This window comes from Neobacillus sp. KR4-4 (assembly GCF_042136325.1).
Taxonomy (GTDB): Bacteria; Bacillota; Bacilli; order Bacillales; family Cytobacillaceae; genus Neobacillus.
On sequence record NZ_JBHHJU010000024.1, the window covers coordinates 1 to 26727 of the forward strand.

23 protein-coding genes are annotated in these 26727 nt (G+C 40.2%); 20 read left to right on the plus strand and 3 right to left on the minus strand.

All coding sequences use genetic code 11. The annotated features are described in order from the left end of the window. Window positions 1-165 precede the first annotated feature (165 nt). Entirely contained in the window at window positions 166-1302 is a 1137-nt protein-coding gene (locus tag ACE198_RS20455; protein WP_375376843.1) for a CAP domain-containing protein, read from the minus strand. Between the two features lie 218 nt (window positions 1303-1520). After that, entirely contained in the window at window positions 1521-2495 is a 975-nt protein-coding gene (locus tag ACE198_RS20460; protein ID WP_375376844.1) for a 2-hydroxyacid dehydrogenase, read from the minus strand. A 251-nt stretch (window positions 2496-2746) separates the two neighbouring features. Between ACE198_RS20460 and ACE198_RS20465 the strand changes: the two genes are divergently transcribed. The 14 genes from ACE198_RS20465 (at window position 2747) to cysI (ending at window position 19036) form a co-directional block, all read left to right on the plus strand. Beyond that, window positions 2747-3058 carry a MerR family transcriptional regulator gene (locus tag ACE198_RS20465; RefSeq protein ID WP_251458836.1) on the plus strand — a complete coding sequence of 104 codons (312 nt, stop codon included), beginning with the start codon at window positions 2747-2749 and terminating at the stop codon, window positions 3056-3058. A gap of 195 nt (window positions 3059-3253) precedes the next feature. After that, window positions 3254-4444, plus strand: a complete 1191-nt coding sequence (locus ACE198_RS20470; protein ID WP_375376845.1) for a MalY/PatB family protein — start codon at window positions 3254-3256, stop codon at window positions 4442-4444. 318 nt (window positions 4445-4762) lie between these two features. Then, the gene (locus ACE198_RS20475) at window positions 4763-5068 is read left to right on the plus strand and encodes a PTS sugar transporter subunit IIB (RefSeq protein ID WP_375376846.1); all 306 of its coding nucleotides are present in this window, start codon (window positions 4763-4765) and stop codon (window positions 5066-5068) included. Between the two features lie 22 nt (window positions 5069-5090). Continuing rightward, on the plus strand, window positions 5091-6407 hold the full coding sequence (celB, locus tag ACE198_RS20480) for a PTS cellobiose transporter subunit IIC (protein WP_251458841.1): 1317 nt from the start codon (window positions 5091-5093) through the stop codon (window positions 6405-6407). A gap of 68 nt (window positions 6408-6475) precedes the next feature. Next, window positions 6476-6796 carry a PTS sugar transporter subunit IIA gene (locus tag ACE198_RS20485; protein ID WP_375376847.1) on the plus strand — a complete coding sequence of 107 codons (321 nt, stop codon included), beginning with the start codon at window positions 6476-6478 and terminating at the stop codon, window positions 6794-6796. A 19-nt stretch (window positions 6797-6815) separates the two neighbouring features. Then, entirely contained in the window at window positions 6816-8135 is a 1320-nt protein-coding gene (locus tag ACE198_RS20490) for a 6-phospho-beta-glucosidase (RefSeq protein ID WP_375376848.1), read from the plus strand. A 155-nt stretch (window positions 8136-8290) separates the two neighbouring features. Next, window positions 8291-8998 carry a chitin disaccharide deacetylase gene (chbG, locus tag ACE198_RS20495; RefSeq protein WP_375376849.1) on the plus strand — a complete coding sequence of 236 codons (708 nt, stop codon included), beginning with the start codon at window positions 8291-8293 and terminating at the stop codon, window positions 8996-8998. Window positions 8999-9345: 347 nt separating this feature from the next. Beyond that, a complete protein-coding gene (locus ACE198_RS20500) occupies window positions 9346-9573 on the plus strand; it encodes a hypothetical protein (RefSeq protein WP_375376850.1) in 228 nt (75 codons plus the stop codon). Between the two features lie 171 nt (window positions 9574-9744). Next, on the plus strand, window positions 9745-12348 hold the full coding sequence (gene adhE / locus ACE198_RS20505; RefSeq protein ID WP_375376851.1) for a bifunctional acetaldehyde-CoA/alcohol dehydrogenase: 2604 nt from the start codon (window positions 9745-9747) through the stop codon (window positions 12346-12348). A 79-nt stretch (window positions 12349-12427) separates the two neighbouring features. Then, window positions 12428-12955: a hypoxanthine phosphoribosyltransferase gene (gene hpt / locus ACE198_RS20510; protein ID WP_375376852.1), complete on the plus strand. Its 528-nt coding sequence runs from the start codon at window positions 12428-12430 to the stop codon at window positions 12953-12955. A gap of 87 nt (window positions 12956-13042) precedes the next feature. Further along, window positions 13043-13546 carry a DinB family protein gene (locus tag ACE198_RS20515; RefSeq protein ID WP_375376853.1) on the plus strand — a complete coding sequence of 168 codons (504 nt, stop codon included), beginning with the start codon at window positions 13043-13045 and terminating at the stop codon, window positions 13544-13546. A 452-nt stretch (window positions 13547-13998) separates the two neighbouring features. Beyond that, a complete protein-coding gene (gene ftsZ / locus ACE198_RS20520) occupies window positions 13999-15150 on the plus strand; it encodes a cell division protein FtsZ (RefSeq protein WP_098576178.1) in 1152 nt (383 codons plus the stop codon). A gap of 322 nt (window positions 15151-15472) precedes the next feature. Then, entirely contained in the window at window positions 15473-17293 is a 1821-nt protein-coding gene (locus ACE198_RS20525; RefSeq protein WP_375376854.1) for an assimilatory sulfite reductase (NADPH) flavoprotein subunit, read from the plus strand. 24 nt (window positions 17294-17317) lie between these two features. Further along, on the plus strand, window positions 17318-19036 hold the full coding sequence (gene cysI, locus ACE198_RS20530; protein WP_375376855.1) for an assimilatory sulfite reductase (NADPH) hemoprotein subunit: 1719 nt from the start codon (window positions 17318-17320) through the stop codon (window positions 19034-19036). A 135-nt stretch (window positions 19037-19171) separates the two neighbouring features. On the opposite strand, the gene ACE198_RS20535 is transcribed toward cysI, so the two are convergent. Further along, entirely contained in the window at window positions 19172-19621 is a 450-nt protein-coding gene (locus ACE198_RS20535; protein ID WP_026567489.1) for a S1 domain-containing RNA-binding protein, read from the minus strand. 208 nt (window positions 19622-19829) lie between these two features. Here ACE198_RS20535 and ACE198_RS20540 point away from each other — a divergent pair, with 208 nt between their 5' ends. Genes ACE198_RS20540 through narJ form a run of 6 tightly spaced genes read left to right on the plus strand, consistent with a single transcriptional unit; the run spans window position 19830 to window position 26673 of the window. Beyond that, complete coding sequence (locus tag ACE198_RS20540; RefSeq protein WP_375376856.1) at window positions 19830-20255, plus strand: hemerythrin domain-containing protein; 426 nt, start codon at window positions 19830-19832, stop codon at window positions 20253-20255. Between the two features lie 39 nt (window positions 20256-20294). Next, window positions 20295-20606, plus strand: coding sequence for a hypothetical protein (locus ACE198_RS20545; RefSeq protein WP_375376857.1), 312 nt, complete (start codon window positions 20295-20297; stop codon window positions 20604-20606). An 18-nt stretch (window positions 20607-20624) separates the two neighbouring features. Next, the gene (locus ACE198_RS20550; RefSeq protein ID WP_251458855.1) at window positions 20625-20912 is read left to right on the plus strand and encodes a hypothetical protein; all 288 of its coding nucleotides are present in this window, start codon (window positions 20625-20627) and stop codon (window positions 20910-20912) included. Further along, complete coding sequence (locus ACE198_RS20555; protein WP_251458857.1) at window positions 20902-24582, plus strand: nitrate reductase subunit alpha; 3681 nt, start codon at window positions 20902-20904, stop codon at window positions 24580-24582. The genes ACE198_RS20550 and ACE198_RS20555 overlap by 11 nt, the downstream gene beginning before the upstream one ends. After that, window positions 24572-26074, plus strand: coding sequence for a nitrate reductase subunit beta (narH, locus tag ACE198_RS20560; RefSeq protein ID WP_375376858.1), 1503 nt, complete (start codon window positions 24572-24574; stop codon window positions 26072-26074). Before ACE198_RS20555 ends, narH begins: the two co-directional genes overlap by 11 nt. Beyond that, complete coding sequence (narJ, locus tag ACE198_RS20565) at window positions 26071-26673, plus strand: nitrate reductase molybdenum cofactor assembly chaperone (RefSeq protein WP_375376859.1); 603 nt, start codon at window positions 26071-26073, stop codon at window positions 26671-26673. The genes narH and narJ overlap by 4 nt, the downstream gene beginning before the upstream one ends. The last annotated feature ends 54 nt before the right edge of the window (window positions 26674-26727 follow it).

A 26727-nucleotide genomic window follows, 5' to 3' on the forward strand; every position in this document is an offset into this window, starting at 1 on the left:
CTCCCCGAACCGCCCGCGGAAAGCGAAGCCGCCTGGAACGGAAATCAACAGACTAGTTTAATGTAGCCAAACAAAAAAGACTGTCAATTTAAAACCCGAAATCCTTCGGATTTGTCGACAGTCTGAAACCTTCCTAAAGTAATAGGAAGGTTTTGCGTTTATTATCTATTTTGCAAAGAAATTTTCCGTGTAGTATGGTTGTGATTCATTATTAAATGCCACGCCCACCCCTAAATACTCATAACCCTTACGTAAGATATTTTCCCGGTGCCCAAGTGAGTTCATTAAACCTTCATGGGCGAAAATACTGCTAAATTGGCCGTAGGCCAGGTTTTCGCCTGCCAAATGAAAGGTGATATCGTCCTCTTTCATCCGGTCAAACGGAGATTGTCCTTTAAGGTTGGTGTGATCAAAATACTGATGGACTGCCATGTCGGTACTATGTTTACGGGCTGTTTCGCGAACATGCTCATCCCATGTCAATACAGGCAGTTGATGGTTGACTCGTGCAGCATTTGTCAAATCAAATAACTGATACTCAAAGCCTTCTTTTAAAGCTGGATTCCCTTTTGTGTAGAAATCCGCTTTCCCCTCTTCAAAGTCTTTGTTGATCAATTGTATGGCGGTAACTGTATTATTTTCATGCTTATCATAAAAGACGGTAACATAGGTTCCCTTAATTAAAAACAAATCATTATCACTATTTTCCTGCAGTTGGTATACCGTGAACCCTTTTTGAATTTTCGTTAAAGGCTCCCCAAGCTTTTCACGGACGGTTTTTTTCGAGCTTCCGAGTTTAATGCCGTTCTTTGAAGCAATTAAATCTTGGTTGGTATACAAACCGGCGGCTTTGTTGTTTTCGTCATACATGACCATAAAGAAATCCTGATAATTCTGGTGATAGGTATACCAATCCGTCCCGTATTCATTAAAGGATATTCGGTTTGCGTTTCCTAAATTATGTTCAATATCTTCTTTGAGATTTCCAATTTCAACATTATGAATTGAAAAAACTTGTTCAGTAGGAATGGTCAACGCTACTTTTTCTTTCTGTTGTTGAGGTTGTTGTTTAGTAAGTGGACTATCTTTCAATTGAAAGCCTAGTTGTTTCCCTAATTGTTCAACTTTTTCGGAAAAACTATTAAGTGTTTCTGCTAATGTTGTGTTGTCTTTGACATTTATTACAGACTGAATGGAATCAGCCGTCTTCTCGATATCGCCTTTTTCCAATTGTTTGTCGATGACAGGGAGTGAAAATTTAAATAAAAGAATGAATGAGATGATTGCCAGAAATCGTACCATGTTCGTTTCCTCCATTTCTATTAGAATTGTAGCCAATTTTAAGAAAATGTATAAGTAATATGCTTGAGGGGAATGATATTTGGTTTTATTTGGATCAATCTATTCAATTCATCTAAATCTTCAGGTTTGTTAAGAACAAGTTTCCGATCATACTTTTTTAAATTTAGTTCTTCAATAATAGTTTTTGGTGAGTTCATAACTTTGTTTCCTCTATAAAATTAATCCCATACCTCTGGATTAACAAGATTCTTCGGTCGTTTTCCAGTTAGTCCTGCTTCTAAATTCTCGACGGCAAGTTTGGCCATTTTTAGTTCCGTTTCGTGAGTGGAGGACCCGATATGCGGGGTCGTTACCACATTGGAAAAATGCAGCAGCGGGTGATCTGCTTTGAGAGGCTCATTTTGGAATACGTCTAATGCGGCACCATGGATTTCGTTTATCCGTAAGGCTTCAATTAGAGCTTTTTCATCCACAGTTTTTCCGCGCGAACCATTTACGAAAATAGCCGAATTTTTCATCAATTTAAATTCGCGTTCTCCCATTATATTTTCAGTTTCAGGAGTGAGCGGAGTCATTAAACAAACAAAATCGGATTGCATAAGTAAGGTATCTAATGAAGAGTAAACAGCGTTGTATTTTTCTTCAGCTTCCAGGTTTCGGGTGCGGTTGTAGTATAGAATGTTCATGTCAAAGCCAAAATGCCCGCGTTTTGCAATTAATGAACCGATTTTCCCCATCCCAATAATACCTAATGTTTTGTGATGAACATCAAGTGCATATTCTTTCCTAGTAAGATGTTGCTTCCACTTTCCTGTTTTTACGAATTGGTCTAATTCGGGGATGCGTCTTGCTGCTGCAAGAAGAATACCGAAAATCGCATCGGCCGTAGTGTCCTCTAAGACACCTGGTGTGTTGGTGCCCATAATACCACGCTTTGTCATCTCTCCAAGGGAAAGGTTATTAAAACCTGTCGAGTTATTGGAAACGATTTTTAAATTTGGGGCTCGGTCCAATAATTCATTATCAACTGGGAGCGCGAGGCCGACAATCCCTTCAGCCTTCTCAAGAGCATGCAAAAACGCTGGGTCTGTCTTGGGATTGATTCGTTCAAAAATTTCCACATCGAAATGATCTCTTAATCGATCTAGCGTTTCAGAGAATTCAAAGTTATAAGCAAGTATTTTTCTTTTCATAAGGGAATACGTCCTTTTCCTTCTGTTTATATGAATATATTTCTAAGTTGACATAGAATTTTTAAAGAGTCAACAATATTAATTGTTGTATTGATACTTAATTTTGACAGTATTTTCATCAGTAAAAGTGAAATTTTTGAGTAAGAGGAATTTATTGTTTAAGTTTATTACATCGTGTGTTAGAATATGTAACATCAGAATTGTTAAACAATTCACATTTTTAAAAATAAAGAAAATGGGCAGGTGGTATCTTGGAAAATGAAAACCAATCCTATCGTGAACAAAAGGTTATCACGATAGGAATTGTGACAGAATTGACGGGTCTAACAAGCAGGCAAATCCATTATTATGAAACAAGAAAGCTTATTTTTCCAGACAGGACCCCAAATGGGACACGGAAATATTCATTTGCGGATATTGAAAGACTAATAGAAATTGCAGAAAAAATTGAAGAAGGGGTCCAAACGATGGAAATTCGCAGAGATTTCTCCAAAAAGGAAAAACGTAAGATGATCATTGGTCAAATCAATTCGCAATTTAATCGGAACGGTCCAATAAAATAACAAGTGTAACTTGCAGTAATGAGCAGTGCTAACTGCAGTGCTAACTGAGGCCTGCTCTTTTTTGTGTCATCATATAAAAAAATTTATCCTCTCATATTTTTAATCACTTCTTTTTATCGCTATAATTAGAGTAATCAATGTGAATTTTTATAAGCGTATCATTAAAAGAAATAAAAAATAGAAGGGTGGATGTAAATGAAGTATAACTTTGATGAAGTTGTTAACCGAAGAGGAACTTATTCAATTAAATGGGATGGAGGGGACCTTCTGAAACAGATTGGGCTGACAGAACGATATGATGAAGAAACCATTGCATTATTTACAGCAGACATGGATCTACCTGTACCCCAGCCCTTAGTTGATGCTTTACATAAGACGGTCGATCACCGAATTTTTGGCTATACTATTTTTCCTAAAGAGTATTATGAAGCCATTCAGCATTGGTTTAAAAAGAGACATGATTGGGAGATTCCGCGGGAGGAAATCAGTTTTAGTCCTGGAACAGTTCATGCCTTAAATGTGGCTGTCAAGGCATTAACAAATCCAGGAGATGGCATCATAATCCAACGTCCCGTGTATCCACCGTTTACCTCCGCAATAGAAGCCAACGGTCGAAAAGTCGTGAATAATGCCCTTAAAGCAGATAGTCAAGGGTACTTTCAAATTGATTTTGCTGATTTTGAATCGAAAGCAAAAGAAGAAACAACCAAAATGTTCATCTTATGCAACCCGCATAATCCCACCGGAAGAGTGTTTACTCAGGATGAATTAAGGAAATTAGCCGATATTTGTGCTGAGCATGATGTTCTCATAGTTGCCGATGAAATACATGGTGATTTAGTTCGTCGAAATCAGACGTTTACTCCAATCGCAAAGGTTTCTGAACATCGTGACCGGATTATTACTTTTACAGCAATCAATAAAACATTCAATGTTGCTGGGCTTCATTGTACGAATGTGATTATCTCGAATCCAGAACTTAGAAACACTTATAATAAGGTTATGGGCATGCACTTACCATCTCCATTTACTGTTTCAGCTTTGATTGCTGTTTACAATGAAGGAGAAGACTGGTTAGAGCAGTTGAAAGACTATATTGATGGGACTATGGAGTGGGCTGCTACGTTTTTAGCGGAGAAAATGCCGAAAGTTAAGGTGAGAATTCCAGAAGGAACCTATATTATGTGGATGGATTTTAGCGATTATGGCCTCTCACCGGAAGAAATCCATGATCGTATTTACAACAAAGCGAATGTCCTGCTTGAAGATGGAAAGATGTTTGGTGAGGAAGGGTTACAGTGGCAAAGAATCTGTATTCCATCACCCAGACCACTCATACAGGAAGCGTTTGAAAGAATTGCAAGAGAGTTTGATGACCTAAATTGATGGAATAAGAATGGAATTAGTAGGATTCTATTGAATGGTCCCCAAGTGAGAAGTAAAAGGTAATACGCTCCACAGCAGGAAGTCTAGAATATTCTAGGCTTCTTTTTTTCTTTCTGCTAATTTAAAAATCTGTAGTTTTTTTTTACATTTTAAAGAGCAACTTTTTGTCCTAATTTTTTTGGTGAGGAAATATATATTAGGGCGGGACAAAATTCTTGACATGGAGGACAGCTTATATGGAAACCCATTGTTTATCGCAACGGAAAAACTTTTTCCTTTTTTTGTAAGCGCTTACAATAATTAGAAGGGAGGATTGTTATGAACATCCTATTATGCTGTGCTGCTGGCATGTCAACTAGCTTATTAGTAACGAAAATGGAAGCAGCAGCAAAAGCAGAAGGAATTTCGGCAAAGATATGGGCAGTAAGTGCGAATGAAGTGAGTAACCATCTAGACCAAGCGGATGTGTTATTAGTAGGTCCGCAGGTTCGATATCTGCTTCCCAAATTGAAAAAAGCAGGATTAGAAAAAGGGATACCCGTTGATTTAATCAATTCAGTGCATTATGGGATGTGTAATGGGGCGGAAGTACTAAAATTTGCCAAAAATCTACTAGATTCATAACTTCACATAGGGGTGAAAAGATATGAGCAAATTTAATCAGATGTTAGAAGAGAAGGTCATGCCGGTCGCGGGCAGGATTGCGGGTCAACGGCACCTACAAGCATTGCGTGATGGGATTATTTTAACCATGCCGCTCCTCATCATTGGATCCATTTTTTTAATTTTGGGATTTTTACCTATTGATGGATATCCAGAATTTATGGCCCGCACATTCGGAGACGCCTGGTTGACTAAACTATTATATCCTGTCAGCGCAACATTTGACATTATGGCACTGATTGCAGCGTTCGGTATAGCATACCGTCTGGCTGAACAATACAAAGTCGATCCATTGAGTGCAGGTGCCATATCTGTCGCTGCCTTTATTCTTGCCACTCCTTATTTCACGATGTTTACCCCAGAAGGAGCAACGGAGGCTGTACAAGTAGGCGGTGTATTGCCAATGGCACTTTTGGGTAGTAAAGGTTTGTTTGTTGCGATGATCCTAGCAATGTTTTCAACTGAAATTTATCGATATATTATTCAAAAAAATATTGTTATAAAAATGCCGGATGGTGTACCGCCAAGTGTAAGTAAATCATTTGTCGCTTTATTCCCAGGATTTTTAGTTATTCTTTGCGTATGGATTATTCGTTTGCTCATTGAAAACACTTCGTTTGAAAGTTTGCATAATGTTGTTGGGCAGTTGTTACAAGAACCACTTGGTGCGCTTGGTGGAACACTGATTGGTGCACTTATTGCCGTCTTTTTTGTTCAACTCTTGTGGTCCACTGGATTACATGGCGCGAGTATTGTCGGCGGTGTTATGGCACCAATTTGGTTAGCCCAAACAGACGCGAACCGCTTGGCTCTTCAAGCTGGAGATGAAATTCCAAATATCATTTCCCAGCAATTCTTTGATATTTTCATTTATATGGGCGGTTCAGGTGCAACATTTGTTTTTGCTCTTATGATGTTATTTATGGCGAAGAGCCAGCAATCCAAGCAATTAGGCCGTCTGGCGATTGGACCAGGAATATTCAATATTAATGAACCGATTACTTTCGGAGCCCCAATTGTTTTAAATCCTCTGCTCATTATTCCATTTATTTTAACACCGTTGGCTCTCACCATTACAACTTATATTGGAATGAGTACTGGTTTTGCTCCGAAGACAGCTGGTGTTGCTGTACCGTGGACGACTCCTCCAATTATCGGAGGTTATCTAGCAACAGGTGGAAATATCCGAGGGGCGTTAATGCAAGTGATCAATTTAGTCGTTGCTTTTGCGATTTACTATCCATTTTTTAGAATGTGGGATAAACAAAACTTCAATGTTGAAAATGGGTCTAGTAAATAACAATAAAATAAAAAAGGGCTTGCCAAATGGCAAGCTCTTAGCACGTATTTTGGGTGAGGAGGACAAAGATGACAAAAGAAGAATTATACCAACTCTCATTTCAATTAATTCTGCATAGTGGAAATGCCAGAAGTCTCGCCATGGAAGCGATTTTTACAGCCAAAGAAAAAAACTTCACTTCTGCACTGGAAAAACTTTCAGAAGCTGATGGTGAAATCATTCATGCCCATCGCTTTCAAACACAATTGATCCAAGCTGAAGCGGAAGGCAAGGATTTCGACATCCCCATTATTCTAATCCATGCGCAGGATCATTTAATGACGGCTATTACATTAATCGATTTAGCAAGAGAGATTGTTGAGATTCGCCAAGAAATGAATACTCAATAAAGTGGGAGGTTCATAGAAATTGACTAAATCAATTAAAATTACCACCATTGGCGGCGGTTCAAGTTATACCCCCGAGCTGGTTGAAGGATTGATCAAACGATATGATGAACTACCAATACGCGAACTTTGGCTAGTGGATGTCGAGGAAGGAAAAGAGAAATTAGAAATAGTTGGAAACTTAGCGAAACGGATGTTTCAAAAGGCTGGACTTCCTGTCGAAGTGCATCTAACACTTGATCGAAGAGAAGCATTAAAGGATGCTGATTTTGTGACCACGCAATTTCGGGTGGGTCTCCTCGACGCAAGGGCTAAGGATGAGAGGATCCCGTTAAAGTATGGGGTACTTGGCCAAGAAACGAACGGACCAGGTGGGCTTTTTAAAGGACTTCGCACGATCCCAGTTATTTTGGATATTGTTAAAGATATGAAGGAACTTTGTCCTGATGCGTGGCTCGTTAACTTTACCAATCCGGCAGGGATGGTGACGGAAGCGGTTCTTCGCTATAGTGACCATCGCAAGGTAGTCGGACTCTGTAATGTACCGATAGGGATGGAAATGGGAATCGCAAAACTACTAAAAGTTGAACATTCCCGTGTCCGTATTGACTTTGCCGGGTTAAATCATATGGTGTACGGCTTAGATGTTTACATGGATGGCATTAGTGTAAAAGATCAGGTCATTGAATTTTTAACCAATCCAGAAAATTCAAGTTTCGTAAAGAATATTCAAGGGCAGGGCTGGGAGCCTGAATTTATCCGAGCTTTAGGGGTCCTCCCATGTCCGTATCACAATTATTATTACAAAAGTCGTGAAATGGTCGAAAAAGACATCAAAAATGCAGAAACGGTTGGGACACGTGCGGAAGTGGTGAAAAAGTTAGAAGAGGATCTTTTTGAACTTTATAAGGATCCTAATCTATCAATAAAACCTTCACAACTTGAAAAACGGGGTGGCGCATATTACAGTGATGCAGCAGTCCGTTTAATTTCATCTATTTATAATGACAAAGGGGATATTCAACCGGTTAATACGTTAAATAATGGTTCTATCGCGAGCATTCCTAATGATTCTGCTGTTGAGGTTAGCTGTATCATTACAAAAGAGGGTCCAAAACCACTTGTGATGGGCGATCTCCCCGTGCCGGTCCGAGGGCTTGTTCAACAAATTAAATCATTTGAACGGGTCGCAGCCGAAGCAGCGGTAACGGGAGACTATAATCTAGCAATCCTTGCGCTAACAATTAATCCATTGGTTGCTTCTGATACCATTGCGAAACAAATCGTCGACGATTTGTTAGAAGCACATAAAAAATACTTACCTCGATTCTTTAAAAATTAGACTGTGTTAAAAGTTAATTCTGATTTCGAAACACGGTTGATTGGAAAGCGAAGTGCCTGGAACGGAAATCAACAGATAGGTATAAAAAGCCGAAAATTAACAAAAAGGGAGCGGGTCTGCTGCCTTTTCTCTGGTAAAGAGGAGGTTATAATCGCATGATTAAGTTAATTGTAAACGCAGATGATTTTGGGTATTCAAGAGGCATTAATTATGGAATTATTGATGCTCATAAAAATGGTATTGTTAATTCCACCACAATAATGATGAACATGCCTGGTGTGGCGCATGCCGTGGAGCTCGCGAAAGCTAATCCAAATCTTCAAGTCGGGATTCATCTGGTCCTCACCTGTGGGAAGCCGCTTTTAACTGAAGTTCCATCACTAGTGAATGAGACTGGCAGTTTTAAACGAATTTCTGAATTCAAAGAGCAACGGGAGATATCGCTTGACGAACTGACTAGAGAGTGGAGTGCGCAAATTGATAAGTTTCTTGAAACAGGTCTTACACCGACTCATTTTGACAGCCATCATCATGTCCATACGATTCCGGAATTTTTACCGGTGGTGCAAATGCTGGCAAAAAAATACGATTTAAGTGCTAGACGTTTTTCATTGGATGCAGTAGAGGGAGTTGCTGCATTTTCGGATGTGTTTTTACATGATTTTTATGGAGCGGGAGCGACCTATGATTACTTTGAGAAACTGGTCACACGTGTTCAAGACGGGCAAACGGTCGAAGTAATGTGTCATCCGGGTTATCTGGATCACGAGATTTTGAGTGGTTCCTCTTATGCAGAGGACCGTGTGAGGGAGACGGACATTCTGACTTCTATTAAACTGCCAAGAGAAATTAAATTGATTTAACGATATATAATTGCCTGAAATTTAGTTTCATGTGGGGTTCCGGTATTAAGATAGCTGTTAAATGACCGGAACCCTTAATTTGCCACTATCATCTTTGATTAGGAATTAAGCATATTTAATTCAGTTTAATATTATATTAAAATAGTTTATTGGTTGTAAACGTTTTCAAATAAATACCCTATTCACAATATATATTCCGATATTATCAGTTGAAAACATCGTCAAATATGGAAATAGACTATTTTTAGTAAAATTAACCACAATTCACATATTGTTCATTACTTCACAAATTATTATTAAAAATCTATGTTATGATGAATCCATAAACAAACAAGGAGTGATAAGACATGATGGTTTGTGAATGGAAGACCTTCTCTACAGATTCTGAAACTTATAGCCTGGATTTATTTGAAGAAACAGTAGAGGACGAATTTGAGGCGATGTATTTTAAAGAAAATGAAGAAATTCCCTCCTATATTTGGACAGTTAATTACGTGATCATTGTAAAAAAATATTCAAAGGTTCTGTCGGACATATTATTTGAAAAGATTCCCCGTAATCCAGTCTGTGAATAACCATTTGTGAAAGAAGATTAAGTAGAAAACATTTTTTTAATCAATTATGTGAAATGACTCACAAAAGAACAAATAAATAGACACCTGAGAAAATACCCGCTTAATAGATTATTTTTTTTAATTTAATTTGTGAAAAGTTTCACAAATAATTAATCAAACGGAGGTATTACAATGGTAGTTGTAGAAAAGGCAGTTAAAGAAAAGCAAGATGTAACAGAGATGGTGGACCTACTGGTCGAGAATGGTCTAAAAGCTTTGGCTGAGTTCCGCAGCTTTGACCAAGAAATGATTAATGAAATTGTCAAAGAAATGGCTTTGGCAGGTCTTGACCAGCATATGCCGCTGGCGAAATTAGCGGTTGAAGAAACTGGGAGAGGCGTATATGAAGATAAAATCATCAAAAATATGTTTGCTACAGAATATGTCTATCATAATATTAAATACGATAAAACCGTTGGAATTATTAACGAAAATGAACATGAAGGCATGATTGAAATTGCGGAACCGGTAGGGGTTATTGCCGGAGTTACACCAGTAACCAATCCAACATCGACTACAATGTTTAAAGCACTTATATCGATAAAAACGAGAAATCCAATTATTTTTGCTTTCCATCCATCGGCACAAAAATGCAGCAGTGAAGCGGCCAGAGTCCTAAAAGATGCAGCCATTAAGGCAGGAGCACCAGAAAATTGTATTCAATGGATTGAAACACCGTCGCTCGAAGCTACTCAAGCCCTGATGAATCATCCGAGAATTTCATTAATTCTTGCCACAGGCGGAGCGGGAATGGTGAAATCTGCATACAGTTCAGGTAAGCCTGCACTAGGTGTTGGACCAGGAAATGTCCCTTGCTACATTGAAAAAACAGCAAATCTTCAACAAGCAGTGAATGACTTAATTTTATCAAAGACTTTTGACAATGGGATGATTTGTGCCTCGGAACAAGCGGTTATTGTTGATAAAGAAATTTACGATCATGTTAAACAAGAAATGATTTCAAATAATTGTTACTTTTTAACTGAGGAAGAAAAAGCGAAGGTCGAAAAATTGGTTATTAATGAACATTCTTATGCCGTTAACCCTGATATTGTTGGAATGGCTGCCGCTAAAATAGCTAAGATGGCTGGAGTGAAGGTTCCTGACGAAACAAAGATTCTTGTCGCAGAATTAACTGGAGTCGGTCCTGAATTTCCACTTTCAAGGGAAAAATTAAGCCCTGTCCTTGCATGTTATATGGTAAGTAATCTTGAAGAAGGATTCAAACGGGCCGAGGAAATGCTGGAGTTTGGCGGTTTAGGGCACTCCGCTGTTATTCACACCACTGACCAATCTGTGATCAAGAATTTTGGCTTGCGAATGAGAGCGGGACGTATAATTGTCAACGCCCCATCCTCACAAGGTGCAATCGGTGATATTTATAATGCTTATATGCCGTCATTGACCCTTGGCTGTGGTACGTATGGCGGAAATTCTGTCTCAACAAACGTTGGTACCATTCATTTAATGAATATAAAAAAAGTAGCGAAAAGGAATATTAATATGCAGTGGTTTAAAGTACCATCTAAAATTTATTTCGAAAAAAACTCGACACAGTACTTAGCAAAAATGCCAAAAATTTCAAAAGCCTTTATTGTTACAGACCCTGGAATGGTGAAATTAGGATATGTTGATAAAGTTCTATACTATTTAAGAAAACGTCCTGATTATGTGCATTGTGAAATCTTTTCAGAAGTAGAACCAGACCCGTCCATTGAAACGGTGATGAAGGGTGCAGAAATGATGGCTAATTTCCAGCCTGACGTAATCATTGCACTTGGCGGTGGTTCCGCAATGGATGCGGCCAAAGGAATGTGGTTGTTCTATGAACATCCAGAAACCGAATTCTTTGGCTTAAAACAAAAATTCTTAGATATTCGCAAAAGGATTGTAAAATATCCTAATCTTGGCCAAAGAGCACAATTTGTGGCCATTCCTACCACTTCTGGAACAGGCTCGGAGGTAACGTCATTCTCGGTCATTACTGATAAAGAAGCAAATATTAAATATCCGCTGGCTGATTATGAATTAACTCCTGACGTTGCCATTATCGATCCGCAATTTGTGATGACGGTGCCAAAACACATTACAGCCGATACTGGATTGGACGTCTTGACACACGCCATTGAAGCATATGTGTCATGTATGGCAAATGATTATACTGATGGCCTCGCAATTAAAGCCATCCAACTCGTATTTGAGTACCTGCCTAGAGCCTACAAAAACGGCCAGGATGAAGAAGCTCGAGAAAAGGTTCATAATGCTTCAACAATTGCTGGTATGGCGTTTGCTAACGCATTTTTAGGAATAAACCATAGTCTTGCCCATAAACTTGGTGCCGAGTTCCATATTGCACACGGACGGGCAAATGCTGTACTTATGCCACATGTAATACGTTATAATGCCGCCAAGCCAAAGAAATTTACAGCTTTTCCGAAGTACAATCATTTCAAAGCTGACAAACGTTATGCTGAAATCGCTAGAATTCTAGGATTACCTGCAAGTAACACCGAGGAAGGTGTAGAAAGCCTCGTTCAAGCCATTATTAAATTGGCACAGGAATTGGAAGTGCCAATGAGCCTTGAAGCAAACCATATAAATAAAGCTGAATTTGAAAGCAAAGTTGACTACCTAGCAGATCGGGCTTTCGAAGACCAATGCACCACAGCAAATCCCAAACTTCCGCTAATAACTGAATTAGCAGAAATTTACCGCCTTGCTTATAAAGGGGTATAACAATCGATGCCAATGCGAAAAATCAAATTAGATGATTTTTCGTATTGGCATTTTTATTTTTTAGAATGAGGTGGAAATCGTGGGTTATAGAATTAAAGATGTGATGATTTCTGAAACAGAAATTAAAGAACGAGTGAAGCTGTTAGCAGAACAAATTGAAAAAGACTTCAATAATGAGGACATTATTTTAATCGTCGTCTTAAAAGGATCGTTTATCTTCGCTGCTGATTTGATTCGTGAGATGAAGGGGAATATTAATATTGATTTCATTTCCGTTTCAAGCTATGGGGACGAGACAGAGTCATCAGGGAAAGTAAGATTACTGAAGGACCTTGATGCAAATATTACCAATCAGAATGTCCTAGTTGTTGAGGATATTATAGATAGCGGTCTGACATTGCATTTCTTGCGCGGTCATTTAATAGCGCATAAGCCGAAACAAGTAAAAATTTGCACGCTCTTAGACAAGCCTGAAAGAAGGCGAGTAGACTTGCCAGTTGATTATGTAGGCTTTGTCATCCCAGATGAATTCATTGTCGGCTATGGGATTGACTACGCACAAATGTACCGAAACTTACCATATATTTCAACCGTAGAGGAGTTTTAAATAGATTTGATGTGGTAAATTTTGCTGTTAATGGTAAGAATGATATACTTTTATTGTTAAACGTATCAAAGTAGGTGGAAAAAAATCATGTATACATCAATATCTGAATTTATCCAAGAATGGAATCAAGAGGCATCCTCTACGCAAAAGGTGTTAGATGTTTTAACGGACCAATCACTTCAACAAGAAGTTTCCCCAGAAGACCGAACGCTAGGCAGAATTGCGTGGCATGTGGTTACGAGCACACCTGGAATGCTTAACGAATTCGGCATTACTGCTGAAAATGTGGAGAATGGAGATGTAGTACCAACCTCCGCGAAAATCATTGCTGACACTTTCCGAAAGGTTACTGCTGACACAATCGAGGCAGTACAGCAGCAATGGACGGATGCATCCTTAACCGAAATGAAAAACGTGTTTGGTATGGAAATGCCAAAAGGAGTGACACTCTCTCTTTTAATTAAACACATCATTCATCATCGCGGCCAAATGACAGTACTAATGCGCCAAGCTGGATTAAATGTACCTGGAGTTTATGGACCAGCCCGGGAAGAGTGGAGTCATATGGGGTTGGAAGTGCCTGCGTTATAAAAGTACATACCGTTTATCGCTAAATCAAAAGTTAAAAAGCTGATCATCAAAAATACCGTTAATGCGGCAGCATTAACGGTATTTTTTCTTATAGAAGCAGGCTAGTGACACTCTATCTTCATGCTAGCAGAATGATAGAGAATTGATGGCAGTATCCTAGCATGCTAATAAAATCTATCGATGGGAGTATTTCAAAAGAACTACTTAAAAAAATTGTTTAATAAATTTAACAAATTTTCTAGTATTTTCCTCAAAATTCAACAAATTTATCTGAATTGAGTGTTAGCTTACTATATTAAATCTGCTATTATTTTGGTAAAATAGGAATAGGAAAAAAATATACATACGATATATGATTATTTGTAACTAATCGATTGCAAGATTATAAAAATCTATGATTTTTTTTAATAGCGAGGCAAATAATTTAACGGATGATAAGTAGGAGGAATAATATGTGGGATTTTGACATGGATATAGATCAAGTAGCTAGAATAAAAGTAATTGGCGTTGGCGGTGGCGGAAATAATGCTGTCAATCGGATGATTGAAGGCGGAGTTCAGGGTGTCGAGTTCATTGCTGTCAATACAGATGCCCAAGCTCTAAATCTATCAAAAGCAGAAATTAAAATGCAAATTGGAGCACAGTTGACAAGAGGATTAGGTGCTGGCGCTAACCCCGAAGTTGGCAGAAAAGCGGTTGAGGAAAGCAGAAGACAGCTGGAGGACGTATTAAAAGGTGCCGACATGGTTTTCGTCACTGCTGGGATGGGTGGAGGTACAGGAACAGGTGCTGCCCCTGCGATTGCTGAAATTTCCCGTGCCCTTGGTGCCCTGACAATTGGCGTTGTAACCCGCCCTTTTGGATTTGAGGGACGTAAACGTGCTTCAAATGCAGCAAGTGGAATTGAGCTAATGAGTCAAGCAGTTGATACATTAATCATAGTTCCAAATGATCGCCTATTGCAAATTGTTGATAAAAGAACGCCGATGATTGAAGCGTTCCGAGAAGCGGATAATGTTCTTCGTCAAGGTGTTCAAGGGATTTCTGACTTAATAGCTGTTCCTGGATTAATAAATTTGGATTTTGCTGATGTTAAGACCATTATGAGTAATCAAGGTACGGCTTTAATGGGTATTGGTGTTGCAAAAGGTGATGGACGCGCAGTAGAGGCAGCAAAAAAGGCCATTTCTAGTCCTTTATTAGAAACGTCGATTGACGGAGCACAAGGGATTCTTATGAATATAACTGGAGGGAAAGATCTAAGTTTATATGAAGTGCAAGAGGCAGCGGACCTTGTCGCTTCAGCAGCTGATAAAGATCTAAATATGATTTTTGGTTCGATTATTAACGAAAATTTTAAAAATGAAATCATGATTACAGTGATTGCTACAGGTTTTGTTGATAAACTGGCACGAACCACTAGGCCGTCTACTCCAATTCAAAAAGAAGGAACATCAAGAATTCAGCAGGTCCATTCACAGCCAAAACAAGAACAAGTGATTCATGAAGAGCCTTCGCATGATTATGGAAGCTATGGACAGGATACAGAGGAATCAATTGACATTCCGACGTTTTTGCGTAACCGAAACAGAAGAAATAGATAACATTTCCTAAAATTCTGGCGCAATGAGGACAGTGTGACGTGACAAAAGCCAAAGCATTGGAAACGTGTCGCGGTATGCTATTACATTGCGCTATATATTTATTTAATTGTTGTAGTAACATGCATCCACTTAAAAAAACCAAAATTTTAACAGATTTTAATGGATTAAATCATTAAAACCGACTTGACTTATAGGAATAGTAAAACTATTATTATATTAATCATTTTTTGACTGAAAATTGTGTACTGTAAGAATCTTTATTACAAGGCATGATAAATAAATGATCACAATCAGTTAATAATCCTTTGTGAGGTGGATTTTAGTGCAACTTCAAGTATTGAACAGTCCTTTTAATCAGGAGCAAGCAGAACTCCTAAACCGGATACTGCCTACGTTGACAGAATCTCAAAAAGTCTGGTTGAGCGGATTCTTGGCAGCAGCCCAATTTTCTTCGATTTCAGGGTCTGGAAATGCCCAGGTATCTGAACAACCGGGAGGAATCACAGCACCAGTAATTTCTAAAGCTGTGACCATCCTTTTTGGTTCACAGTCGGGTAACGCTCAGGGTCTTGCTAAGAAAGCGGGCAAGAAACTTGAGGCAGCAGGGTTCCAAGTAACTGTCTTATCAATGAGCGATTTTAAACCTAACAATTTAAAAAAGGTTGAAAATCTGCTGATCGTCGCTAGTACCCATGGCGAGGGCACTCCGCCAGATAATGCCATATCCTTTCATGAGTTTCTGCATGGAAAACGTGCTCCGAAACTAGACCATCTTCGTTTCTCAGTTTTGGCACTGGGTGACAGTTCGTATGAATTTTTCTGTCAAACAGGAAAAGACTTTGATGCACGGTTGGAAGAACTTGGCGGTACGAGGCTTTACCCACGCTTTGACTGCGATCTTGATTACGATGAGCCAGCATCTGAATGGCTTGCAGGTGTGCTTAGTAATTTAAAAGAAGCAGACGCCGGCAGCCAAGTTCCAGTACAGGAACTGGTATCTCAAGCAGTAGAATCAACGTATTCAAGATCAAATCCATTTAAAGCAGAAGTATTAGAAAATATCAATCTGAATGGCCGCGGCTCAAATAAAGAAACGCACCACCTTGAGTTGTCGCTTGAAGGATCTGGACTTACATTTGAACCGGGAGATAGTCTTGGGATATATCCAGAAAATGACCCCGCGCTCGTTACCTCGCTATTAGAGGAAATGAACTGGGATCCAGAACAACAGGTGACTGTGAATAAAAAAGGAGAAATTCTCCCGCTTAAAGAAGCACTTACCACACATTTTGAAATTACGACGTTAACGAAACCGTTGATTGAGAAGGCAGCCCGTCTTACTGCAAATGAAAATTTACAGGAACTGCTCTCACCAGGTAATGAAGAGAAATTAAAGACATATTTGGATGGACGCGACTTACTTGATTTAGTCCGTGATTTTACTCCTTGGGTTGGTTCAGCACAAGAGTTTGTGTCCATTCTTCGAAAAATGCCGTCCCGACTGTATTCGATATCAAGCAGCTTAGCGGCAAACCCGGATGAGGTTCATTTGACAATCGGAGCGGTTCGTTATGAGGCACACGGCCGGAAACGAAATGGGGTTTGTTCCATTCAGACAGCGGAGCGTCTGCAGCCAGGCGATACCGTGCCAGTGTATATCCAACATAATGAAAACTTCAAGCTTCCAAATAACTCAGAGGCTCCAATCATCATGGTGGGACCAGGTACTGGAGCAGCACCATTTCGTTCCTTTATGCAAGAGCGTGAAGAAATTGGGGCAGAAGGAAAATCATGGCTATTCTTCGGAGATCAGCATTTTGTGACGGATTTCCTTTATCAAACAGAATGGCAAAAATGGCTGAAAGACGGTGTATTGTCGAAATTGGATGTAGCCTTTTCACGTGATACAGCTGAAAAAGTATATGTACAACACCGTATGCTTGAAAATAGTAAAGAATTATTTGAATGGCTTGAAGAAGGTGCTCATCTGTACATTTGTGGGGATGAAAAACATATGGCCCATGATGTTCATAATACATTAATTGACATTATTGAAAAAGAAGGCGGCTTAAGCCGTGAAAAAGCAGAAGAATATGTAGCCGATATGCAGCAGCAAAAACGTTATCAGCGTGACGTATACTGATTTGGGATGGAAAGGAGTTTCACCATGGTTAATCAAATTTTAAAAGCGCCTGAAGGCCCTCCAAGTGATGTGGAAGGTATCAAAGAAAGAAGTAATTATTTACGCGGGACACTTAAAGAAGTAATGTTAGACCGGATAAGTGCGGGAATTCCTGATGATGACAACCGTTTAATGAAGCATCATGGCAGTTATTTGCAGGATGATCGCGACCTCCGCAATGAACGTGCCAAACAAAAGCTTGAACCAGCATACCAGTTTATGCTTCGTGTTCGCTTACCTGGCGGAGTTGCTACACCTGAACAATGGCTTGTCATGGATGAGCTCGCTCAAAGGAATGGGAATGGCACTTTAAAACTAACAACACGCCAGACATTTCAAATGCATGGGATTTTAAAGTGGAACATGAAAAATACGATTCAACAAATTCATTCCACTCTTTTAGATACGATTGCTGCATGTGGAGATGTAAACCGTAATGTTTTGTGTACTTCTAATCCGTATCAATCTGATATCCATTCTGAAGTATATGGTTTATCCAAAATGCTAAGTGATGATTTATTACCGCGAACAAGAGCCTATCATCAAGTATGGCTTGATGAAGAAGTAGTGGCAGGTACTCCGGAAATTGAAGAAGTTGAACCAATGTACGGACCGCTTTATTTGCCGCGGAAGTTTAAAATCGGAATTGCTGTCCCTCCAGAAAATGATATTGATGTCTTTTCACAAGACCTAGGATTTATTGCCATTGTCGAAGACGGGAAGCTTATTGGTTTTAACGTCGCTATTGGCGGTGGAATGGGCAGTTCTCACGGTGACAAAGCAACTTATCCACAACTTGCTAAGGTCATTGGCTTCTGTAAGCCAGAGCAAATTTATGATGTTGCCGAGAAGACGATCACCATTCAGCGTGATTACGGAAATCGCTCGGTCAGAAAAAATGCTCGGTTTAAGTACACGGTAGACCGTCTGGGCCTTGAAACGGTGAAGGAAGAATTGGAACACCGTCTTGGCTGGAAACTGGAAGAGGCAAGACGATATCATTTCGACCATAACGGTGATCGTTATGGATGGGAAAAGGGCGTAAATGGTAAATGGCATTTGACACTGTTTATTCAAAACGGCCGCGTTGCTGATTTTGATGACTATAAGCTGATGACTGCTTTACGTGAAATTGCCAAAGTTCATACGGGTGAATTCCGTTTAACGACCAATCAAAACTTGATCATTGCCAATGTATCAGCACAGAAAAAGAAAGTAATAAACGAATTGGTTGAACAATATGGTTTGACCGATGGCAAGCATACTTCAGCTCTTCGCCGCAGCTCAATGGCCTGTGTGGCATTGCCAACCTGTGGATTAGCAATGGCTGAAGCTGAGCGGTATCTACCAGAACTAATTGATAAAATTGAAACGATCATTGATGAAAATGGCCTACGTGATAAAGAAATCACCATCCGGATGACAGGCTGTCCAAACGGCTGTGCCCGTCCAGGTCTAGGTGAAATTGCTTTCATGGGGAAAGCTGTAGGAAAATATAACATGTACCTTGGTGCTGCTTTTGATGGCAGCCGACTAAATAAAATGTACCGAGAGAACATCGGTGAAGAAGAAATATTAAGTGAATTGCGAGTTTTACTTTCTCGCTATGCGACTGAACGAGAAGATGGCGAGCACTTCGGTGATTTTGTGATTCGCGCCGGCATCATTAAAGCTACGACAGATGGTACCAATTTTCACGATTAATAATTAAATGAAAAAAAAGACAGGCGAGCCCTGTCTTTTTTTGTTGCAATTAAGGAATGAAGCAATTAAAAAAGGCAAACATGTCTAAACACGTTTGCCTTTCACTATATATTGATTTATTAATAAACGATAAAGTTATCCGCGTCTTCCGCCTCTACCGCCACGTTTTGTTTCTGTGCTTCGTTTTAAGGTAGATAAATTCTCTTCACTAGACTTTAAAAACTTCGCAATTTTATCTTCGAAATTTTCCTTAGGTTTAAAATTACTCTTTGCACGGAAATCTTTAGAACGGTTATCTACTCTTCCCTGGCGTGGTGGACGTTGGGAATAAGATGAGGTTTGTCCTTCGGGCTTATCTATAGCTTTTTTGATGGACAAGGCAGTCTTTCCGTCCTTCTCACTAATTACTTTGACTTCAATTTGGTCGCCAACTTTTAAATGGTCATTTACGTCTTTTACATAGCTGTCAGCTACCTCACTGATATGAACTAACCCTGTTGTACCACCAGGCAATTCTACGAATGCCCCAAAACTAGTGATGCCTGTTACTTTACCTTGTACCTTTGTACCTACCTCGATTGACATAAAAAAATGTTCCTCCTCAATAATGTTACAACCACCTCATTATAACAAAAAGATAGGGATAATATCAATTCTTTCATTGGGTGCCTGACACCTTTTTTTACAAAACCTCTCTTATTTAAAGTTTATAGATAGGCTATATGGAAAAGATTATAATGATTTCCATTTTTAGTTATTTGCTATTTTGGAATAGGAAAGGAGTGACGTGACATTGTCAGGTCCTAGTTTAAGGAAAAAAGATGCGCATTCGTCCATTCATGAAGCCGCACTAAACGAAGCAATCGAGTTACGAACATTATTTCAAAAATGCCTGGAAGATGGTGACAAGGTAAAGGCATTACAGGTAATAGAAGTTACGATTGAACATTGGGAATCTCGGACATTGAAACATGCCGAGGCGGAAGAGGAAGGGCTTTATAAAGATATTGTTGAAGCATATCCAGATAGGTTGACCACTGTAATCCAATTAACTCGAGATCATGACCTCATGCGGAGGATTGTAGACAATCTGAAAAATCTATTACAGTCAGATGAACCAAATCAACGGATGATTACATTATTAGATAGTCTGGTCATTATAGATCAAATCCATAATGACGATGAAATGAATAAACTTCTGGTTGAGGGAGAAAAATAAGCTTGGAAATTTTGGGTAATACAGGAAATGAGGGTGAAAATGAGCAATAGACCAGAATTAGAGGAAAAGTTATTACGTTTTGCCGCACCAGCGTTGTACCAGCAAATGGCCGACACATTTTCGAATTATCATATCCATCCTTATGATATCCATGGAACGGTCAAAAGAAATGAATCTGGGTACGAAGTCACTTTACGGTTTTCACAATCATTTTCACAGGCAATGACAACAAAAGTTAGCTTCGAACAAGCGATGGTCCCTGATGCTGACGTAGTTCAATTTTTTGCAGAGGCTGCCGAGAAATGTAAATCATTGTTAATCTCAAATTATTACAAAATGATTAAACTGTAGAGGGAGCTGACTAAATCATTGTTTTCCTTTGAAAATGATCCAATGCTAATCGACGATCGAGAGGATTTAATTGCTGTACTAAGGATGCGCTTTGGGGTTTTAAATGGTGAATTGATTCAGGAAATCTATGAAATTGAAGATATGAATACATTGCAGCGGCTTATACTTGCTGCAGCAAATGCACCTAGTTGGGAGATTTTTCTAGAGGAGTTTGAAAGCGGGAGTAACTCGTTTCGATTGTTGGGTGAAGAATTTAACCCATTGGCTGATATCCTGACAAGAAGGGGCGACAACGATGCAATCTAAAAAAAATAATCTGTTCCATTCTCTTAAACACTTAGTACGGGGAGAACGGATCAATGATGGCTGGACCGAAGAAAATCCCCGTCCACGGGATTGGGAAGAGGTTTACCGACGGCGCTGGCAGCATGATAAAATTGTCCGTTCGACCCATGGCGTCAACTGTACAGGATCTTGCAGTTGGAAAATTCATGTGAAGGACGGCATTATCGCTTGGGAAACCCAGCAAACTGATTACCCGTCAACAGGCGATGATTTTCCTGAATATGAACCAAGAGGCTGTCCGCGTGGTGCCAGTTTTTCCTGGTATACATATAGTCCCACTCGTGTGAAATACCCGTATGTGCGCGGGGATTTATTTGCTTTGTGGAAGGATGAACTGACGAGGGCAAGTAACCCTGTTGAAGCCTGGGAAAATATTGTCACAGACCCGAAGAAACGGGAACAGTACGTAAAGGCCCGTGGTAAAGGCGGTTTTGTTAGAGGTACATGGAAAGAAGTATGTCAACTCATTGCTGCATCGACTATCTATACAATTAAAAAATATGGACCAGACCGTATTGTTGGTTTTAGTCCCATCCCTGCGATGTCCATGGTTAGTTATTCTGGTGGAACAAGATTTCTATCATTAATTGGCGGAACAATTTTAAGTTTTTATGATTGGTATGCCGATCTTCCTCCAGCTTCACCACAAGTATGGGGGGACCAGACAGATGTTCCCGAGAGCGGTGATTGGTATAACACGAAATATTTCATCATTTGGGGTACAAATATACCGCAAACGAGAACTCCTGATGCCCATTTTATGGTGGAATCCCGCTATAACGGGACAAAAGTAGTAGGCGTTAGTCCAGATTATGCAGAATATGAAAAATTTGCAGATATGTGGCTGCCTGCCAAGGCGGGGACGGATGGAGCCCTTGCCATGGCCATGACCCATGTTATTTTAAAGGAATTTTATGTGGATAAACAAACACCGTATTTTATTGATTATGCTAAAAAATATACGGATTTGCCCTATCTTGTCCTTTTAACAAAAAAGGATGGCGGATATCGCTCCGATCGTTTTCTTCGGGCCTCTGATATTTCACAGGGGGATAAATTAGCAGAATGGAAAACTGTTGTTTGGGATGGTAATCTTAAAAACTATGCAATCCCTAATGGCAGTCAAGGTTTTCGCTGGGATGAGGGTAACAAGTGGAATTTAGATATGACAGCAGAAGATGGTTCGGAAATAGATCCGAAGCTTAGTTTTTTTGATGAAAAAGATGATGTTGCGCTGGTCGAATTCCCTTATTTTGCAAAAGTAGAGGGTGGAACGAACAAACGTGGAGTTCCTGTGAAGAGGATAAAAGACCAGGATGGAAATGAATTGCTTGTTACGACTGTCTATGATCTCATGCTGGCACATGTTGGGGTCAACAGAGGGTTGGAAGGAAATTATCCTGCAGATTATAATGATGAAAACAATCCTTATACACCTGCTTGGCAGGAGAGTATTACCGGTGTTAACAAATCCCATGTCATCCAGGTTGCTAGAGAATTTGCAGATAATGCAGCTCGTACAAATGGGAAATCAATGATTGCCATGGGTGGTGGAACGAATCACTGGTTCCATAGTGATCAAATTTACCGGTCAATTTTGAATCTCGTTTTGTTAACAGGTTCACAAGGGGTAAATGGCGGCGGCTGGGCCCATTATGTGGGACAAGAGAAGGTCCGTCCTTTAGAAGGTTTTGGGCAGATTGCGTTTGCGAATGATTGGGTGAAATCTCCACGCTTTATGAACGGGACATCCTTCTTTTATTTTGCAACGGAGCAATTTCGCTATGAATACGATGCGAACGATTCCCAAACTGATTGGGGAAGCGAATATGCAAAAATGCATCCCGCCGATTTTAATGCGATGTCAGCACGCCTAGGCTGGCTGCCAAGCTTTCCACAGCTTTCGCAAAATTCATTGGAAGTAGTGAAGGAAGCGAGGTCACGCACCGTTAACGATTTGGCTTTGATTGACGATGTAGCGAAACAGTTAAAAGAAGGAAGACTTGATTTTGCGATTGAAAATCCAAATGACCCGCGTAATTTTCCGCGTGTATTTTTTAACTGGCGCTCGAATTTACTGGGTGACAGTGGAAAGGGTCACGAATACTTTGTTAAACATTTAATTGGCTCAAAGGATTCCGTCCTTTCTGAGGTTGAAAACTCGTGGCAGCCAAAGGATGTCAATATTACTGAGGATCCGCCCGAAGGTAAGACCGACCTGTTTATAAGTATGGATTTTCGCATGACCAGTTCAGGCCTGTTCTCGGATATCATTTTGCCTGCCGCAACATGGTATGAAAAACATGATATCAGCAGTACGGACCTGCATCCATTTGTTCACCCATTTAATGCGGCGATTAACCCGCCATGGGATACTCGTAGTGATTGGGATGCATTCAGAGAAATTGCCAAGGAATTTTCCGAACTTGCGAAGGAACATCTTCCCGCACAAGAGGACCTTATTATGTCACCGCTTGCGCATGATACGATTAATGAAATTGCCCAGCCATTCGGAAAGGTGAAGGACTGGCGCAAAGGTGAAGTTGATGCAATTCCAGGCAAAACCATGCCTAACTTTACGATTTTAAAACGAGATTATCCTCATGTCTATGATATGTGGATTACAGTTGGACCCAATATTAAAAACGGCTATGGAACAAAAGGTGTGCGGATACCAGGTGATAAAGTATATAAAGAATTAATGGACCGACTTGGACCATCTAAGCATGAAGGGATAGGAAAAGGCTATCCGGATTTATACACGGACAAGAAGGCAATCAATGCGATTCTCTTAATGTCAGGTGCCACAAATGGGAAACGTGCAGTTGAAGGCTGGAAATCCATGGAAGCAAAAACAGGTAAAAAGCTGGCTCATATTTCAGAAGGCCGTGAGGAAGAGGACTATACGTTAGATGCATTAACCATCCAGCCTCGTCAGGCCATATCGACCCCTGTTTGGAGCGGTCTTGAGAATGATAACCGCCGTTATTCGCCGTTCACAGTCAATAAGGAATACCATATTCCGTGGCATACACTAACAGGACGACAAAGTTTTTACCTTGATCATGAAGTCATGCTTGATTATGGCGAGGGACTTCCATTGTATATCCCGCCTATTTCTAAAGGACCATTTATTAAAGGTGAAAAGGAAGTCGAGAATCAAGGGAAATCTATTACTCTTCGTTATATGACTCCACACCAAAAATGGGGTATTCATACCATGTTCACTGATACGACCCATATGATTCAACTGTTCCGCGGTTGGCAGGTGGTTTGGATGAATGAAGAGGATGGCGCAGAAATTGGCATAAAGGATAACGATTGGATTGAACTATATAATCGAAATGGCGTCGTTGTTGCGAGAGCCGTATTAACATACCGGATGCCGCGCGGTGCAGTCTATATGCACCATGCACAGGATCGAACGATGGGCGTTCCGGGAAATACGATTAATAAAACGCGTGGCGGGACACATAACAGTGTCACGAGGATATACCCGAAAGCGACTCATATGATTGGCGGATATTCACAACTGAGCTATGGGTTTAATTATTATGGACCAACAGGCAGTCAGCGAGATACATTGACGATTGTCCGACCATTAAAGGAGGTCGATTGGCTTGAAAATTAAAGCACAAGTGGCAATGGTCATGCACCTTGATAAATGTATTGGCTGTCATACTTGTTCTGTTACGTGTAAGAATGTCTGGACCAACCGTCCTGGAATGGAGTACGTCTGGTATAACAATGTGGAAACGCGTCCAGGACCAGGGTATCCAAAGGAATGGGAAAACACCGATCGTTACAAAGGCGGCTGGGTCCTGCGAAATGGCAAATTACATTTAAGAGCAGGCGGGCCGATCTCGAAACTGGCGAATATTTTTTACAATCCCAATATGGCAGAAATAGATGACTTTTACGAGCCATGGACGTATGATTTTCAACATTTGCATAAAAGTCCAAAGAAAGAAAATTTACCTGTGGCCCGGCCGAAGTCAATGATCACAGGACAGTATATGGATAAACCTGAATGGGGACCAAACTGGGATGATGACCTCGCAGGCGGTAGGGAAGTAGTACCAATGGACCCCAATGTCCAAAAGCTTCAGGAACACATTGCAATGGAATATGAGAAAACGTTCATGATGTATTTGCCGCGAATTTGTGAGCATTGTCTCAATCCTTCCTGTGTGGCATCGTGTCCTTCCGGCGCATTGTACAAGCGAGATGAAGACGGAATTGTCCTGGTCGATCAGGATGCCTGCCGGGGCTGGCGTTTTTGTATGAATGGCTGCCCCTACCATAAGGTTTATTACAATTGGAATACCCATAAAGCCGAGAAATGTAATTTTTGCTATCCAAGGACTGAAGCAGGACTTCCAACGATTTGCTCGGAAACCTGTGTGGGCCGGATCCGCTATATCGGAGTGGTTTTATATGATGCTGACAGAGTCAAGGAAGCGGCTTCTGTCAAAGATCCAAAGGAATTATATGAAGCTCAGCTTTCCGTCTTCTTAGATCCATTTGACCCAGAGGTAATTGCCGAAGCGGAAAAACAGGGAATCAATCATAGCTGGATCCAAAGTGCACAGGCATCTCCGGTTTATAAGATGGCAATGAAGTGGAAGATCGCGCTGCCGCTTCACCCTGAATATCGGACATTACCAATGGTTTGGTATGTTCCGCCGCTCAGCCCGATCATGAATCATATTACCAATGAAAATGAGTTAAGCGCGGATGGTTATATCCCTGCAGTGGATCAAATGCGAATTCCGATGGAGTATTTAGCGTCGATATTAACAGCCGATGATACCGATGTGATTCGCAGAGTATTGTTGAAGATGGCAGCAATGCGGGTATATATGCGTGCAAAAACAGTTGGCGGTGTAGATAAATTGAAAGTCAGCAAGCTTTTAGAAGAAGCAAAAACAACGGGTGAGGAACTTGAAGAAATGGCTCGTTTACTTGCAGTTGCCAAATATAACGAACGATTTGTCATTCCAACGGGCCGACGTGAAATGGATGGGGATTTACATTATAAGCAGGGTTCATGCAGCATCGAAGACCTGGCTCCAGCCGAAGGAATGGTCACCTATCCATTTGAAAGAAGTGAGAGTCAATGACAAATGATGCTTCGGCTATTATAGTCATCATGTCGAGAATATTAGATTACCCTAATGATGAATTTTTTAAAGAACGGTCAATTATTGAGGAATTTGTAAAAGCACATATTTCTTCGGAGGAAATTCGAAACGAAATTGAAGCGAGGATTTTTCCTCTTTTCAAGATGGAACAAAAGGAGCTGCAAGAACTATATGTAGAAACATTTGATTATAAGGAAAAAACCAGCCTCTATTTAACCGCTCATGAACTGGGAGACAGCCGGAAGCGAGGCGCTGCCTTAATTAAATTGCAAAAACTCATTTGTGAAGGCGGCTTTGAATATGAAGGTAAGGAATTGGCTGATTATATTCCCATGCTGTTAGAGTTAGTGGCCGCAGCACCGGAGCATGAGAACTTCAACAGACTTTCGCAGCGCTTATCCTTTGCTATCCAGCGGCTATTAAACAACCTTTCGGACAGCAATCCCTATTACAAAGCCATTGATCTTTTGATGATGTTTGTATTTGAGGTGCCTGGAAAAGAGGAACTCATATTGTTGGAAAATGAACGAGAGGAAGCCGATTTGGATGAACTTCCTTATCCCGTTATGTATCGTTAGTAATTGAATGGATAGGCAGGTTTTAAAAAGGGGGATTTCTTTTGAAACCCAGGA